This window comes from Clostridium sp. CTA-19 (assembly GCF_054767855.1).
Window position 1 is genome coordinate 22,616 of record NZ_BAAABH010000003.1, and the last position, 16,180, is coordinate 38,795.

The 16,180-nt window shown below is 27.1% G+C and carries 13 protein-coding genes; 12 read left to right on the top strand and 1 reads right to left on the bottom strand.

Features of this window, described 5'->3' with window-relative positions:
• Positions 1–2 precede the first annotated feature (2 nt).
• The 11 genes from rlmH (at position 3) to ACYUE0_RS02455 (ending at position 13,575) form a co-directional block, all read left to right on the top strand.
• The gene (rlmH, locus tag ACYUE0_RS02405; RefSeq protein ID WP_061994681.1) at positions 3–482 is read left to right on the top strand and encodes a 23S rRNA (pseudouridine(1915)-N(3))-methyltransferase RlmH; all 480 of its coding nucleotides are present in this window, start codon (positions 3–5) and stop codon (positions 480–482) included.
• 103 nt (positions 483–585) lie between these two features.
• Entirely contained in the window at positions 586–942 is a 357-nt protein-coding gene (locus ACYUE0_RS02410; RefSeq protein ID WP_460269379.1) for a GntR family transcriptional regulator, read from the top strand.
• Positions 943–1,082: 140 nt separating this feature from the next.
• Positions 1,083–3,470 carry a hypothetical protein gene (locus tag ACYUE0_RS02415; protein WP_460269380.1) on the top strand — a complete coding sequence of 796 codons (2,388 nt, stop codon included), beginning with the start codon at positions 1,083–1,085 and terminating at the stop codon, positions 3,468–3,470.
• Positions 3,470–4,405 (top strand): ABC transporter ATP-binding protein, encoded by a 936-nt coding sequence (locus ACYUE0_RS02420; RefSeq protein WP_460269381.1) that lies wholly within the window; start codon positions 3,470–3,472, stop codon positions 4,403–4,405. Before ACYUE0_RS02415 ends, ACYUE0_RS02420 begins: the two co-directional genes overlap by 1 nt.
• Complete coding sequence (locus tag ACYUE0_RS02425; protein ID WP_460269382.1) at positions 4,395–5,285, top strand: ABC transporter permease; 891 nt, start codon at positions 4,395–4,397, stop codon at positions 5,283–5,285. The genes ACYUE0_RS02420 and ACYUE0_RS02425 overlap by 11 nt, the downstream gene beginning before the upstream one ends.
• A 237-nt stretch (positions 5,286–5,522) precedes the next feature.
• Positions 5,523–6,593, top strand: a complete 1,071-nt coding sequence (locus tag ACYUE0_RS02430) for a hypothetical protein (RefSeq protein ID WP_460269383.1) — start codon at positions 5,523–5,525, stop codon at positions 6,591–6,593.
• Positions 6,594–6,914: 321 nt separating this feature from the next.
• Entirely contained in the window at positions 6,915–7,037 is a 123-nt protein-coding gene (locus ACYUE0_RS02435; protein ID WP_268869837.1) for a hypothetical protein, read from the top strand.
• Positions 7,038–7,074: 37 nt separating this feature from the next.
• The gene (locus ACYUE0_RS02440) at positions 7,075–8,073 is read left to right on the top strand and encodes an AAA family ATPase (protein WP_460269384.1); all 999 of its coding nucleotides are present in this window, start codon (positions 7,075–7,077) and stop codon (positions 8,071–8,073) included.
• 16 nt (positions 8,074–8,089) lie between these two features.
• A complete protein-coding gene (locus ACYUE0_RS02445; protein ID WP_460269385.1) occupies positions 8,090–8,959 on the top strand; it encodes a DUF58 domain-containing protein in 870 nt (289 codons plus the stop codon).
• A complete protein-coding gene (locus ACYUE0_RS02450) occupies positions 8,956–10,767 on the top strand; it encodes a vWA domain-containing protein (RefSeq protein ID WP_460269386.1) in 1,812 nt (603 codons plus the stop codon). The genes ACYUE0_RS02445 and ACYUE0_RS02450 overlap by 4 nt, the downstream gene beginning before the upstream one ends.
• A gap of 39 nt (positions 10,768–10,806) precedes the next feature.
• On the top strand, positions 10,807–13,575 hold the full coding sequence (locus tag ACYUE0_RS02455; RefSeq protein ID WP_460269387.1) for a FixH family protein: 2,769 nt from the start codon (positions 10,807–10,809) through the stop codon (positions 13,573–13,575).
• Between the two features lie 24 nt (positions 13,576–13,599).
• Here ACYUE0_RS02455 and ACYUE0_RS02460 read toward each other — a convergent pair whose 3' ends face one another.
• Positions 13,600–14,790, bottom strand: coding sequence for a coenzyme F420-0:L-glutamate ligase (locus ACYUE0_RS02460; RefSeq protein ID WP_010293222.1), 1,191 nt, complete (start codon positions 14,788–14,790; stop codon positions 13,600–13,602).
• Between the two features lie 125 nt (positions 14,791–14,915).
• Here ACYUE0_RS02460 and ACYUE0_RS02465 point away from each other — a divergent pair, with 125 nt between their 5' ends.
• Positions 14,916–15,803 (top strand): LysR family transcriptional regulator, encoded by an 888-nt coding sequence (locus ACYUE0_RS02465; RefSeq protein WP_061994670.1) that lies wholly within the window; start codon positions 14,916–14,918, stop codon positions 15,801–15,803.
• Positions 15,804–16,180: the final 377 nt, after the last annotated feature.

Sequence of the window (16,180 nt, forward strand, 5' to 3'; positions counted from 1 at the left end):
AAATGAATTTAACAGTAGTTTCAGTAGGTAAGTTAAAGGAGAAATATTTAAAGCTGGCTATAGATGAATATAGTAAAAGACTGAGTAGATATTGCAAATTAGATATTATAGAGTTACCCGATGAAAAAACTCCAGATAACGCTTCAAAAAAAGAAGAATTGGCAATAAAAGAAAAAGAAGGACAAAATATTTTAAAACATATAAAAGATAATAGTTATGTTATAGCATTAGATTTAAAAGGAGAGATGATTTCTTCAGAAAAATTAGCCTCATATATAAAAGATTTAGGGGTAAGAGGGAATAGTAATATAGTTTTTGTTATTGGTGGTTCTTTGGGAATTAGTGAAAGTGTAATAAAAAGGGCTGATTATAAATTATGTTTTTCTAAGATGACATTTCCACATCAACTTTTTAGGGTAATGCTTTTAGAACAAATTTATAGAGCATATAGAATAAATAATAATGAACCATATCATAAATAGTGAATATAAAAGTTTGTATAGAATTAAGTGGAAACCTTACTTAATGAGAATACAGAAAATCATATAATAAATCAGTTTGAGCACCAAGTAAGGAGATGGTTGAATGAATTTTATGGTTAATGATAAAGAACCTATATATCTCCAAATTATCAGACACGTAAAACAATCTATAGTTAAAGGAGATCTAATGCCTGGGGATATAATTCCATCTAGAAGAGAACTTGCAGAAATGTTAAAGGTAAATCCTAATACAGTACAAAGGGCATATAAGGAGATGGAGAGTATGAGAGTTATAAACACAGTGAGAAATTTTCCAAGCAGTATAACTGCAGATGAGAAAATTATAAATGGTATGAAGAGGGAATTAATAGATAATGCTTTAGTTGACTTTATAGAAAGCATGAAGGCAATAAATGTTTCTAAAGAAGAAGTTATAAAAATAATTGAAGAAAGATATTAAATATTAATGGATAGTGGATATTTTAGAATGAAACAACAATTCAATTTCAAAAAGCACTTTGTGTTTTAATAGAAGTTTTCTATAAGTATCCATTTTCCATTTTAGATTGTCAATTAATTTTTAAATTAAGGGGGAAAAAGATGAAGTATTTTGAAAAAAAGTTAAGTGTTTTTCTGACTACATTGATTTTTATGGTAGGTATTTTTGTTCCAATGAACATCTTTGCAGCAGAGGAGAAAAAAGCTAATAATGATGTGATTATAGAAAGTATTGACTATGGATACGATAAAACATTTAAGATAGGCTATGAATGCCCAGTCACTATTAAAGTAAAAAACAATGGGAAAGATTTTAATGGTGATATTAAAATTTTAATTCCAACTAAGACAATAGGTTTTATGAGTAGTAATGGCTATGGTGGATATGATGAATACACAAAATCAATAAGTATGGAATCAGGAAGCGAAAAGATTATAACTATGGATATAAAACTTGATAGTTACGTTGATAATTTAGTTAAAGTTTATAAAGATAATAAAGTTGTTGCTGAGAAAGGTTTTAAAGCACTTGGAGGAAATTTTTCAGGAACTCCTTATATAGGTGTTTTATCAGAAGATAATGTTAATATGGCATACACTAAGAATATTGCTATTGGTGACAGTGCTCAAAGTGTTGTAGTTAATTTTACAGAAAAAGATTTTCCACAAATATATAATGGATTAACATCGTTTAATACAATAATAATAAGTAACTTTGATACATCTAAGCTATCAGAGAATCAGTATGATGCTTTAAAGAAGTGGGTAGAAAAAGGTGGGAATTTAATAATAGGCACAGGAGAGAATTATAAAAAAACTCTTAGCATATTTAAAGATGATTTTATTAAGGGCAGTGTAGATGGAACATCTGTTATAAAAAGTACAAAACTTGATGAAAATGGAACAGAAGTAAATATTGCTAATTTAACTGTGGATAATAGTGAAACTGTACTAGAAGAAAGTGGTAAGGGTATTCTTCTTAAAAGTAAAAAACAAGGAGGAACAATACTTATAACAACTTTTGACTTAACAAATTCAGCAGTTGTAAATTCTAATAAAATTAGTGATTTTATAACAGAAAATATTAAAGTATATGGTACAGATAATATTTTAAATGAAAATGATAATAATAATTTATTTTGGAATGTTGAAAGCGTATTATCTACTTTTTCAGAAACGAATAAAATAAGTGTGAAAATGTTATTTTCAATATTCACAATATATATAATATTTATTTTTCCATCAGCTTATTTTATTTTAAAGAGAAAAGATAAAAAAGAGAAAATGTGGTATGCGGTGCCAATGTTGGCTATTGTATTTTCTATAGTAATAATAGGATATATAAAAGTATGCGGGGTTAATGATAAATATGTAACATCATTAAATATAATAAACCTTACAAAAGATAGTGAGACATTAGAGAGTTATATACAGTTTAATAATTTAAGTAAAGGTAATAACAAGATAGAATCAAACTATGATTTGCAAAAAATTACTATGGATCAAAGTAATAATTATGACCAAGGAAAGACAGTACCAAATAAAATAAAATCAACTATAAATTTAGATGATAATAGTTTTACATTGAATGATGTAAATGTAATTGATAGTAATAAAATAAAAGGAAATATGATAAGGACGAGCTCCGGAGATATGTCCTTAGAATTATTTTTAAAAAATAAAGATATAATGGGTAAAGTAAAAAATAATACAGATTATAAAATAGAAGATGCATTTGTAGTGGTTAAGGATGGCGGTGTTATAAAGCTGGATACTATAGAACCAAAAAGCGAAAAAGAATTTAGTTTAATAACATCATCTATAGTTGGAAACTTAAAAAATGGACCGTGGGAAGTTGTAGATAACTTTTTTAAGATAAATCAAGGTCCTTTTAATAAATTATCAAAAAAAGAACAAATAAGTGAAAGTCAAAAGGCTGAAATATACAGAATGGTTTTACAAAACTATTATGAAAAAAATAAAGAAAATTATATTTTAGGTGGGCTTATAAATAATTTTAATTTAGAACCTATAAAAATAAATAATAAAGAAGCAAAACAATATGGAAAAAATATGTTGGTTACTAATTTAAATACAAAAATAAATGTTGAATCTAATGTTGAAATTAATATTCCAAAAGAATTTATAAGCTATTCAGTTAATCCACTTGAGGGAAATTTTAATTATGATTCATATTCAAATAGTATTTATGATAATACAGAAGTAGAAGTTTTATATGAGTTAGGAAATAGTTTTATCTATAATAGCTTAGATATTAATTTTGAAGGTATGAATGCTGAGTATAAAATTTATAATAAACAAACTAAGACATATTATGATATTGGAAAAGGCAATGCAAAGGAATCTATAAATAAAGATGAGATAAACAATTACTTAAATGAAGATGGACAAATTAAAATTATAATAAAAACAGCAGAACAAGGAAGTGCTACAATACCTCAAATAAGTGGTAAAGGGGTGACAAAATAATGTTAGAGATAAAGGATTTAGTTAAAAGTTATGGTTCTTTCAAAGCAGTAGATAATTTGAATTTACATGTAAAAAAAGGGGAAATATTTGGATTTGTTGGTCCAAATGGAGCAGGTAAAACAACTACTATGAAAATTGTTAGCGGACTTTTAGATTGTGATAATGGGGAAGTCTTTATAGATGGTGTTGATGCTATAAAAAATAGAAGAGAAGTAAAAAGAAAAATTGGATACATGCCAGATTTCTTTGGTGTTTATGATGATTTGAAAGTGGATGAATACTTAGAGTTTTATGCATCAATATATGGAATAGAAGGAAAAGAAAAAGATGAATTAATTAATGATTTATTAGAACTAGTTAATTTATCTCATAAAAAAGATGCATATGTAGATGATTTATCTAGAGGAATGAAACAAAGGTTATGTCTTGCTAGATGTCTTGTTCATAACCCTAGTTTATTAATATTAGATGAGCCAGCATCTGGTATGGATCCTAAAGCAAGAATCGAAATGAAAAATATTCTTAGAACGTTAAAAGAGATGGGAAAGACAATAATAATAAGTTCTCATATACTTCCAGAGCTTGCAGAGCTTTGTACTAATTTAGTAATAATACAAAATGGAAAAGCTGTTACAAGTGGTACTGTTGAAGAAGTTATGGATAAAGCATATAAAACAAAATTTATAAAATTAAAGGTTTTAAAAGATGTAGAAAATGCAATAAAGTTATTAAAAGAGTATGTAGAAATTGGAGAAATAAAAAAAATAGGGAACAATGTAGCAACAGCATCTTTTTCAGGTAGCGAAGAGGTTATGTGTAATATTTTAGAAGGATTAATAAAGGAAAATATAAAAGTTGTTAGTTTTAATACTATAGACGGAAATTTAGAAGAAGTATTTATGAAGGTAATTGGAGGTGATGATAATGAAAAATAATGTAAAATTGAACCCAGTATTAAAAAAAGAGTTAAGAACATCTATGCGTAATGTTAGAGGAAGTTTACTTGTAATAGGTTACTTAGCTGTATTAATGTTAACATTATGTGGAGGATTGTATATTCAATCAAGTTATAGAGGGATGATAACAAAAAATGATGCCATTGGTACTTTTATATTTTTAATGATAGTACAATTTGCATTAATATCAATAATATCACCAACTATTGCATCAGGTGCTATATCTTCTGAAAGAGAAAAGCAAACATTAGATATACTTCTTACAACAGACATGAGTTTTTTATCTATAATTACAGGAAAACTTGGAGCATCACTAAGTAAAATAATTTTACTTATAGTTTCATCAACACCTATATTTATATTTTTATTATCTTATATAGGAATAAATACTTTAGGTATATTCGGCATATTAATAATCAACATAGTAGCTGCTACTTTTGTTGGAGCAATAGGAATTTATTATTCTACACGTTTTAAGAAAACTATAGTAGCAACGGTATTTTCATATATAACAATATTTTTAATATATGTAGGGCCAGTAATAATGTGCGCTATGTTACAAGTTTATAAATATAATAATGGAATACAATTTGATCCTTCTAAGCAATTTTATTGGTACTTGCTTATAAGTCCAGCAGTGGGATTTATGACATTGATATTTTCACAACTTGGAATATCCCTTACAGAAATTTTTGGAAAAACTCTAGAAATTAATTTTCTTGGAATAACATCATATATGATAACAATAATTTTTATGATAATAGCAACAATACTAATAATACTATTAGCAGCAAGAAAAATAGATCCGACAAGAAAGAAACAGCATTTATTTAATCTAAAAAAGGAAAAGAAAGTATAAAGAAAAAGTTAAACATTCATATATAGAAAAATCTAATATTAAATTATTAATAAATCTAAAAATATTTTTATTTGAATTCTTTATTGAATTCAAAGGATCGAGAAGGTATATAACCATTTTGGATATATAAATTTTGTGATAAATAATTTTAAAAGTGAAAAATTAAAGGTGGTTAGTGGAAATTTGAAAAGGGATTTCCGCTAACCGCTCTCATTATATCAAAGAAAGGGTGATGTTGTGAAAGAAATAAAAAATACTTTATTTAAATGTAAGATACGAATTTTTATAAAAAAACTAATAAACAACTTATTAATAGGGTTTATAGTTGGATTTCTTATGGTTATTGTTTTAAAGGGAATATCATTTTTTATTCCAACTTATGATTACATAAAAAAATCATTAATATTAATAGGATGTACATCATTAGTTTCAATTATATATAGTGTGGTTAAATTTCCTACATATAAAGAAACAGGAAAAATTGTAGATTATATTAATTTAAAAAATAGAGTTACTACTTTTTTAGAAATGGAAGATAATAATAGTCCATATTATGAATTATTATTTGAAGATGTAAAATTACAACTTAAAAATTTTGATATAAAGAAACTAAAAATAAAGCCAAATATAAAGTATATTAAAATTTTCAGCATTACTTTTTTGGCCTTTTTTTTAGCAATATTTATACCAAATCCTTTAAAGGAAGAGGCATCTAAATTAAAAGCATTAAATACAGAGCAAAAAAATGAAGTTAAAAAAGTAGAAAAAATAGAAAAAGAATTAAAAAGTGATAAAGAAGTAAGTGAGATAAAAAAACTTCAAATTGAAAACCAATTAAAAGAACTTAAAAAGGAAATTAAAAAAAGTAAAAGTGAAAAAGAAATAGCAAAGGCTTTAGAAAAAACTAGCGTGAAATTAGATAATGTAAAAAACAAAAATTTAAATAACATTGCTAAAAATTTAGAAAAAAATAAGAACACAGAAAAGTTAGCAGAAGCTTTAAAAAATAAGGATAAAAAGAAAACAGAAGAAGAACTTAAAAACTTAAAAAGTAAAATTAAAGATATGAAAGACGATGAAAAAAATAAGTTAGCAGAGTCATTAAAAGAAGCTATGGAAAATGGTGATAATGAAGAGCTAAGTAAAGCATTAAAGAATGTTATGAATAATATGGAGGGAAATGATGAGAATTTAGAATCTTCATTAAATGACTTAAACAGTGAATTAAGTGAAGAAATGAATGACGATGCTATAGAATCTGTAAAAGGCAAGGTGGCTAAAGGATGCAATAGTAGTGGTGGTACATGAACTGCTGGATCAGGTAGCAGTGGAACTGCAAGTAAATCGTCATCAAGTGGAAATGGTAGCGGAAATGGTAATGGTAATGGTAGTGGTGCTGGAAGCGGAACAACAGTAAAAGATACAACTAAAGGAAGTCAACTACCTTCTAATGGAGGAATAGGAAATAATAAAAAAAGTAATGATGAGAACACTGACTGGGATAAGGTTTTTGTTGGTGAAAGAGTAGATGGAAAAGGGAAAAATGAAAATCTACAAGGAAAAGTTAGTGAAAATGGTGAAAGTACAACTCAAAATTCAAATAAAGCTAACACTTCTGCTGGAAATTATGTGGATTATAACAAAGCATTAGGAAGTTACAAAGATGCTGCAATGGAAAGTATAGAAAATAATAAAATACCAGAATCAATGAAAAATATAATAAAAGAGTATTTTTCTAAAATAGAAGAATAAATTTATTTTGTATAAATAATAGATGGAGATGATTAAGATGGATAATAATTTATATGATATGGAAAAAGTTAAGGATATTATAGATAAAATAAATGTTATAGAAGGAGAAATTTCAAAGGCTATAATAGGTCAAAAGGATGTTGTAAGACAGGTTATTATAGCAATTTTAGCAGGAGGTAATGTTCTTTTAGAAGGGTCTCCAGGGCTTGGAAAAACTCAGTTAGTAAAAACATTATCTAAGGTTATGGATTTACCTTTTTCAAGAATTCAGTTTACACCTGACTTAATGCCAGCAGATGTAGTTGGAACTAATATTATTATGAAAGATAAAGAAGGGAATAGTTCATTTTCTTTTCAAAAAGGTCCTATATTTTCAAGTTTAGTTTTAGCAGATGAAATAAATAGAGCAACACCAAAAACACAATCTGCATTATTAGAAGCTATGCAAGAACACACTGTTACTGTTGGAACTAACACATATACCCTACAAGAACCTTTTATGGTTCTTGCAACACAAAATCCAATTGAAATGGATGGTACATACCCACTTCCAGAAGCTCAGTTAGATAGATTTCTATTTAAATTGATGGTACCATTTCCTAATCTTGAAGAATTAAAAGAAATTATGAATGTAACTGTAAAAAATAATAAAATAAATCTTACAAATGTTATCACAGGTGAGGAGATATTAAAGATAAGAAGGATTTTAAGAGAAGTTCCAATGTCAGCTTCTGTAGAAGAGTATGCTTTAAAAGTTGTTTTAGCAACTCATCCAGAATGTGAAAATGCACCAGAGATAACGAAAAAATATATAAGATTTGGTGCAAGTCCAAGGGCAGCACAGGCTCTTATTACTACATCTAAAATAAGAGCTATAATGGAAGGACGTTTTAATGTAGCTTTTGAGGATATAGAGTATGTTGCATATCCAGCGTTAAGACATAGATTTTTCTTGAATTTTGATGCTATGGCAGATGGAATAAAAAGTGAAGATATATTAGAAAAAATACTTAAAAGTCAGTTAGAAACAGTGTAATGATAAGGAGTTATTTATGGTAGATAAAGTATTTGATAAGGAGTTTTTTAGTAAACTTGAAAATATGTCTATTAAGATTGCTTCTTTAGTCAATAGTGGTGATTCAGGGGTTAGACGTTCAAAAGCAAAAGGCACATCTGTTGAGTTTTCAGATTTTAGAGAGTATAACGTTGGAGATGATATAAGACGAGTTGATTGGAATGCCTATGGAAGATTTGAAAAGCTATTTGTAAAGTTGTTTGTTGAGGAAAAAGAAGCAATAATAAATATATTTATAGATTGTAGTAATTCAATGGCTTCTGGTGATATAAAAAAGAAAAAATTAACTTTGCAAATTTCAGCAGCTTTAGCATACTTGGCTTTAAACAATCAGGATAAAGTAAATATAAATCTAATGACGGACGATGGTTTGAAAAGTGAAAGATTTTCAACAATATCATCTTTTCAAAGAATGACAGGTTTTATGGAAAAATATGAGTTTAAAGGTTCTATAAATATAAAAGAAAGTTTGAAAAAATTTAAATTTAATAAAAGAGGGCTTACAATTATAATTTCAGATTTTCTGAATAAAGAAAGTATAGAAGAAAGTGTTAGATTTTTAAAATATAATCATGAAGAAATACTACTTATAAATGTTTTAAGTGAAGACGAATTAAAGCCTAAGGTAAATGGAGAAGTTACCTTAGTTGATAGTGAAAGTAATGAAAAAATTAAAGTTACAGTTACATCAAAAATTATAGAAAACTATAAAAAAGCACTAAAAAGCTTTACAAAAAACTTGATGGATGTAAGTAAGAAATATGGTGGTACATTTATCCAGATAGCTAGTGATAGCTCTTTAGAAGAAGTAATATTTGAAAAACTTGCAAAGGAGGGTGTTCTATGAGGTTATTGTCCCCAATAAATTTATGGTTTTTAACCCTTCTAATTCCTTTTATAGCTATGTATATTTTAAAACGAAAAAATGAAGAGATTATTATTCCAAGCAATATGCTTTGGCATGAAGCTATAGATAATTTACAGGCAAGTACACCTTGGGAAAAATTAAGGACGAATATATTATTTTTTCTTCAACTTTTAACAATATTGGCATTAATACTTTCCCTTGTGAATCCTTTTATATATAGCAAATTAAGTGGATACAGCAAAAATATTATAGTTATTGATAATAGTGGGAGTATGAATTATAAAACAAAGAACTCTACGAAACTTGAAGAAAGTAAGCTAGAAGCAGAAAAATTAGTAGATTCTCTTCCAAATAAAGCAGAAGTTACCCTTATAACTACATCACCAAACAGTGAAATATTATTATCTTCATCAAAGGATAAGAAACAAGTAAAAAATTTAATAAAGACAATAGAAAAAAGTAACGCAACTTCGTCTAATGAGGAGGTTATTTCCTTAATTAAATCTATAGCAAATAATGAAAAAAATTTAGCTTATTATTATTTTACTGATGATGTTATTGAAATTGAAGGAGTAAAAGGGGATGTAATTAGTTTAAATGGGGTTTTAGATAATTTAATACTACAAAATTTATCAACAACATCAGATGATGAAGGAGTAGATGCTATTGCAACAATTACTAATACATCAAAAGATAATAAAAATGTAGAAATTGCATTATATGGAGATGATAAATTACTTCAGATTAAAGAGATAAATATAAAAGGTACAGAAAATTATAACGTTCAATTTGATAAAATTTCTAAGGGTGTATCAGTACTAAGAGCAGAAATAGATATAGACGACGGTTTAAAAGAAGATAATTATTTTTATAACATAGTAAATCAAACTAATAAAAAGAAAGTTTTGATGATAAGTGAGAAAAATATATTTTTCGAAAAAGCTATGTCAATAAGAAATGATATTGAACTTTTCAAAACTAATAATCCAGAAGAAATAAAATCTGGATATGATATATACATTTATGATGGTATGTTACCAGAGAGTTTACCTACTGATGGAAATATATTAATAACTAATTTAAAAGATGAAAATAATTTTATAGGTTTAGAACCTCAAATAGAAGGGGGAAGTGCTACATTTAATAAATCTTCTATTACAGATTATATAGAAGGAGAAAGCTTTCAGTTAGCAACTTTTTCACCTATAAAATTAAGTGGAAATCTTCAAAGTTTTATAGAAATAAATAATAAAGTGGCAGGAGTTTTAGGAACTTTAAATAATCGCAAGGTTGTTATGATGGGGTTTAATATCCATGATAGTGATATGCCATTAACACATAATTTCCCTATATTAATGAACAATATAATAAATTATTTATCAGGAAATAATATGTTAGAAAATAGGAATATAACTTGTGGTGAATCTGTTAAAGTTTCAATACTAAACAATGTAGATAATATTAAAATTATAGATAGCAACAATAAGGAAGAAAATTTTTCAAATGAGAGTGCAGAAGTAATCTATAATAAAACTGTAAATCCAGGTATATACAAGGTTATTCAAAAATCTAAGGATAAAGAAATAGAAAGTTTATTTTCCGTAAATTTTCCACGTGAAGAAAGTGTATTAAAAGAAAACAAAGATAAGAAAGATATTAATATTATAGATAAGGAAAATTCAATAAGTGGTATTAGTTTGATGACACCATTATTAATTGCTTCATTAATTTTTATTATCTTAGAGTGGATAGGGTATATCAAAATAAATTCTAATAATAAAAATTAAAAGCTTAATTTTAGTAACTATATAGAAAGGTGTGAAAGAATGAATTTTGGTTTTGAAAATAAAACATATTTAATACTGTTACTTATTGTTCCTTTCGTTATTTATTATGGATATAAAACCCTTGAATATATTGATAAAAACAGGAAAATAATTATAATAGCGGCAAGAAGTATAGCTATTGTATGTATTGTTTTAGCACTTACAGGAACTAGTTTATATTTAACTTCTAAAAATACATCAACTATATTTTTAATAGATAGTTCTCAATCGGTATATGGTAGTGAAAAGGAATTTAATGAGTTTGTAACAAAAGCAATTGAGATTAAACCATCGAAGGATAAAATAGGGGTAGTATCTTTTGGTGAAAAGCCTAAAGTGGAAACTTTCATTTCAAGAGACGGTAAGTTTTCAAAGGTTTCTTCAGAATTAAACAAAGAATATACAAATATAGAAAGTGCTATTAATTATGCTATATCATTATTTCCCAATAATACAAAAAAGAGAATTGTTCTACTTTCAGATGGGTCAGAAAATGATGGAAAAGCATTAAATTTAATTCCTACTTTAAAAGAAAAGGGGGTAGATTTAAAAGTTTATAAAGCAAACAAAAAAGAGATAAATGATACAAGTATAGATAAAATTACCGTTTCAGAAAAAGTAAGTATAGGGCAAAATTTTGACGTGAATTTAAAAATAAAAAGTAATGTTAATACAAAAGGAACAATAACTTTATATAGCGGAAATAATGTGGTAGGAAAGCAAGAAGTTAATGTAAACAAGGGAGATAATAATTTTGTTTTTAAGGATAAGGCAGAAAGTTCTGGATTCAAAAATTATAGAGCAAGTATAGAATGTGATGGTGATGGTGATGGTGAAGTTAGAAATAATGAAGCTAGTGCCTATACAGAAGTTATTGGAAAGCCTAATATATTGGTACTAGAAGACAGAAGTGGTGAAAGTGATGAGTTTATAAATATTTTGAACTCTCTTCAAATACCTTATAAGAAAATGGATGCATCAGTAGCACCAGAGACTATAGATAAGCTGACAGAATTTAAAGCTGTAGTAACTTGCAATGTTTCAGTAGACAATATGTCTAAAGGCTTTGTAGATTCTATTGAAAGTTATGTTAAAGATTTTGGTGGTGGATATATAGCACTTGGTGGAGATAATTCATATGCGCTTGGCGGCTATATGGAGACACCATTAGAAAAAGTTCTTCCAGTTAATATGGAATTGAAAGGAAAAAAAGAAATTCCTAAAATGAGTTTATCATTAGTAATAGATAGGTCAGGAAGTATGTCAGATACTGTTGGTGGTGTAAGCAACTTGGATTTAGCAAAAGAAGGGGCTATGAGAAGCTTAAAATCTTTAAGAAATAACAAAGATGAAATAAATGTAATAACCTTTGATGATGCTTATTCAGAAGTTGTAGAAAAACAAGTAATAAATGATGAAGAAAAGATAATTAGTGATATATCATCTATTACACTAGGTGGAGGAACGAGTATTATTCCAGGTTTAACTAAGGGATATGAGAATATAAAAAGCAGTGATGCAAAGGTTAGACATATTATATTATTAACTGATGGTGAAGCAGAGAAAACAGGTTATAATGAATTAATAGAAAAGTGTAAAAAAGATAATATAACTATTTCAACAGTAGCAGTTGGAGGTGGTGCAGATAGGGGCCTTCTTCAAGAAATAGCTAAAGGTTGTAATGGAAGATATTATGAGGTAAGTCAAGGAACGGATATACCAGAAATTTTTGCAAAAGAAACTTTTCTAGCTCAAAAATATTATTTGAATAATAGAGAGTTTACTCCGATAATAAATTCTAATGGCTCTATATTAAGCGGGGTTTCAGAAGGTGGACTACCAAGTTTATACGGATATATTGGAGCGTCAGCAAAATCAACTTCAAATGTTTGTTTAAAATCAGATGAAGATGATCCAATACTTACAACTTGGCAATATGGACTTGGTAAAACTGTTGCGTGGAACTCTGATGTAACAGGTCAATGGTCTAAAAACTATGTAGGGTGGAAAAACTTTCAAAATCTTTGGAGTAATATATTAGGGTTTGTAACGGATAATTTCTCAGAAGGTGGAAATTTTATAGAAGTAAATAAAGTTGGTACTAGTTTGAATATTTCCTTTAAAAAGGAAAATGAATCTAATGTAGAAAAATCTAAAGTTAAGGCAACTATAATAACCCCATCAAATGAGAAAAAAGAAATTTTGTTAACACCTAAGTCAGCTAAAGAATATACTGGCATAATTGATGTAAAAGAAACTGGTAACTATATGATACAAGTCACAGAAGAAGAGGATGGAAAAGTTGTTTCTACAGCTAAGGGAGGATATGCTAATTCTTATTCACCAGAATTTTCTTTGGATAAAAAATTAGATATAACAGATCAATTAGTTGAAGAAGTAAATGGAACTATAATTACAGATATTAAAGATGTTTATAAGGAAAATAAAAATATAACAAAGAAATCTAAAAGAGAATTGGATGAATTTTTTATAATAGTGGCATTGTTTATTTTTATTTTAGATATAGCTTATAGGAGATTGGACTTGCATACTTATATTGAAAAATATATGCCTAAATTTCAGATAAAAATAAAGAGTAAAAAGACATCACGTAATATTGTACCAATTATAAAAAAATCTGAAACAGATGTAAATTCTATAAAATCACAAGAAAGTATGAAAAAAAATAAGATGAAAAGTGAGAAAAAACCACATAAGGAGGAAAAAGTATTAGATACAAAATCCTTAATAAAAAATATAAAAAAATAGGAATGCAAAATGCATCCCTATTTTTTATTTTGTATAATTGTCAAAATAACCTTGTATATAAACTATAGGAGTTCCTTTATCTCCACTTCCAGAAGTTAAATCAGAAAGTGATCCGATAAGGTCTGTAAGTCTTCTAGGTGTAGTTCCTTGAGATACCATAGAACCTACAAGATTATCTTCTTTATTTTTAATATATTCAGATATAGCTTTTTTAAGTTCTTCTCCTCTTAAATCAGCAAAATTATTATCAGCAAGATATTTTAATTTTACTTCATTAGGTGTTCCTTCAAGTCCAGCTGTGTATGCAGGAGATACTACAGGGTCAGCTAGTTCCCAAATTTTACCTACAGGATCTTTGAAAGCACCATCACCATAAACCATAACTTCAATAGTTTTTCCAGTTTTCTCTTTGATTTTAGCTTGTATAGCATCTACAACAGGTTGACAGTCACGTGGGAATAATTTAACTGTATTTTCAGTAGATTTATTTGATCCTAAAAGACCATAATTTTCATTAAATCCACCACCATCAACAGAGGATGATAATATATTATCAAGGCTATAAATTTTTTCTCCGCCATTAGCTTTTAATATTTTTTTAGTTCTAAATCTTGTATGTATATCACAAGTAAGAACACTTTTTGTATAATTTAGGATAGTTTTTGGATTATTTGAGAAAATAACTTCACATTCAACGCCATACTCTTCAACTAAAGATTTATAGTATTGAACATAATCAACTCCTGTAAATGTGTGTTTAACCTCTCCAAAGCAATTACGGAATTGTTTTTCAGTTAATACGTCACTCCAAGGATTTATGCCTTTTTCATCAAGCATATCTATATCAACAAGATGGTTTCCTACTTCATCAGATGGATAGCTTAACATTAAAATAATTTTTTTAGCACCTTTAGCTATACCACGAAGACATATAGCAAAACGATTACGGCTTAATATAGGGAAAATTACTCCAACTGTATCATCACCAAATTTTGAATTTACATCTTTTGCGATTTGATCTATTGTTGCATAGTTTCCTTGTGCACGAGCAACTACAGATTCAGTTACAGTAACAACATCTTTATCATTTATTTTAAATCCTTCTATTTCTGAAGCTTTTAATACGCTATCAACAACGATATCTTCTATACAATCTCCTTGATTTATAATTGGGCAACGAAGACCTCTAACAACAGTTCCAACTACTCTTTCCACTTTAACCTCTCCTTAATTTCAAAAAAATTTTTGAATTGAATTTATTCTTTATACTTGTAATATACAATATTTTTATGGTATAAGTAAAATAAATAGTATATATAGTGGGTATAAGGGAGGCTTATATGATAACTAAATTAGATTTATATAAGGTGTTTTGTCAGGTAGGAAAAAATAAAAGTTTTTCAAAAGCAGCTAAGGAATTGTATATGACTCAGCCAGCTGTAAGTCAATCTATAATGCAGTTGGAAAGAGAGTTAGATACAAGACTTTTTACAAGAACTCCTAAGGGTGTCATTCTTACCAATGAAGGTAAAATATTATATGAACATGCAATATCAGCTATAAATTTGATTGATGCTGGTGAAAAAAAACTATTAGATTCAAAAAATCTTATGATAGGGGACTTAAAAATAGGTGTTGGAGATACTACATCGAAATATTTTTTACTACCATATCTTGAAGAATTCCATAGCCGATATCCAAATGTAAAATTAAAAATTATAAACAGAACTACGTTAGAATTATGTTCATTAGTAAAGTCTGGGAATATAGACATTGCTATTTGTAATTTACCTATAGAAGATTCATCAATAGAAATAATTGAATGTATGGAAGTACATGACATCTTTGTTTGTGGAGAAAAATTTAAAAATTTAACTTCATCACCATTAAATTTTGAAGATATTGTTAAATTACCACTTATATTACTTGAGCCTAAATCAAATTCTAGAAGATATGTGGAAAAGTTTATAAGTTCTAAGGGGGTTCAAATTAGTGCTGAGATTGAACTTGGATCACATGATTTATTATTAGAGTTTGCAAAAATTAATTTAGGAATTGCTTGTGTAGTAAAAGAATTTTCTTCTAACTATCTTGAAAATAAAATTTTGTATGAAATTAAAACTGTTGAGCAAATACCAAAACGCAATATAGGTTTTGGTTTTTTAAAAAGCGTGTCATTATCCCCTGCATCAAAAAAATTTGTAGAACTACTATGTAAAGAAAAATAAATTTGATTATAGGTATAGGGTTCCAAATTAAATTTTAAACTTATTTATCAAATAAGAAAACTCAAATTAATATTTTATCAATAACTAACATATTATTTTAGTTAAAAAGTAATAGTTGTGGTGATTATTAATTACTATGTTCCTAATAATACTAAACGTGCTTTTTTAGGAACAGCTTTGATTGCGTTAGGTTTTATTTATATTTTTACATAAAATGTAGTAAAAATATAAATACTCAATAGACCTAAGCTATTGCCAATAAAATAGAACTGTAAGAAAATTTATTCAAAAGTGAATTGTTGACAAATTCAAAAAAATAATATATCATACCTAGTGGTGAAAATTTAATAGTAAATAAGTTATTAATTTTAGGTATA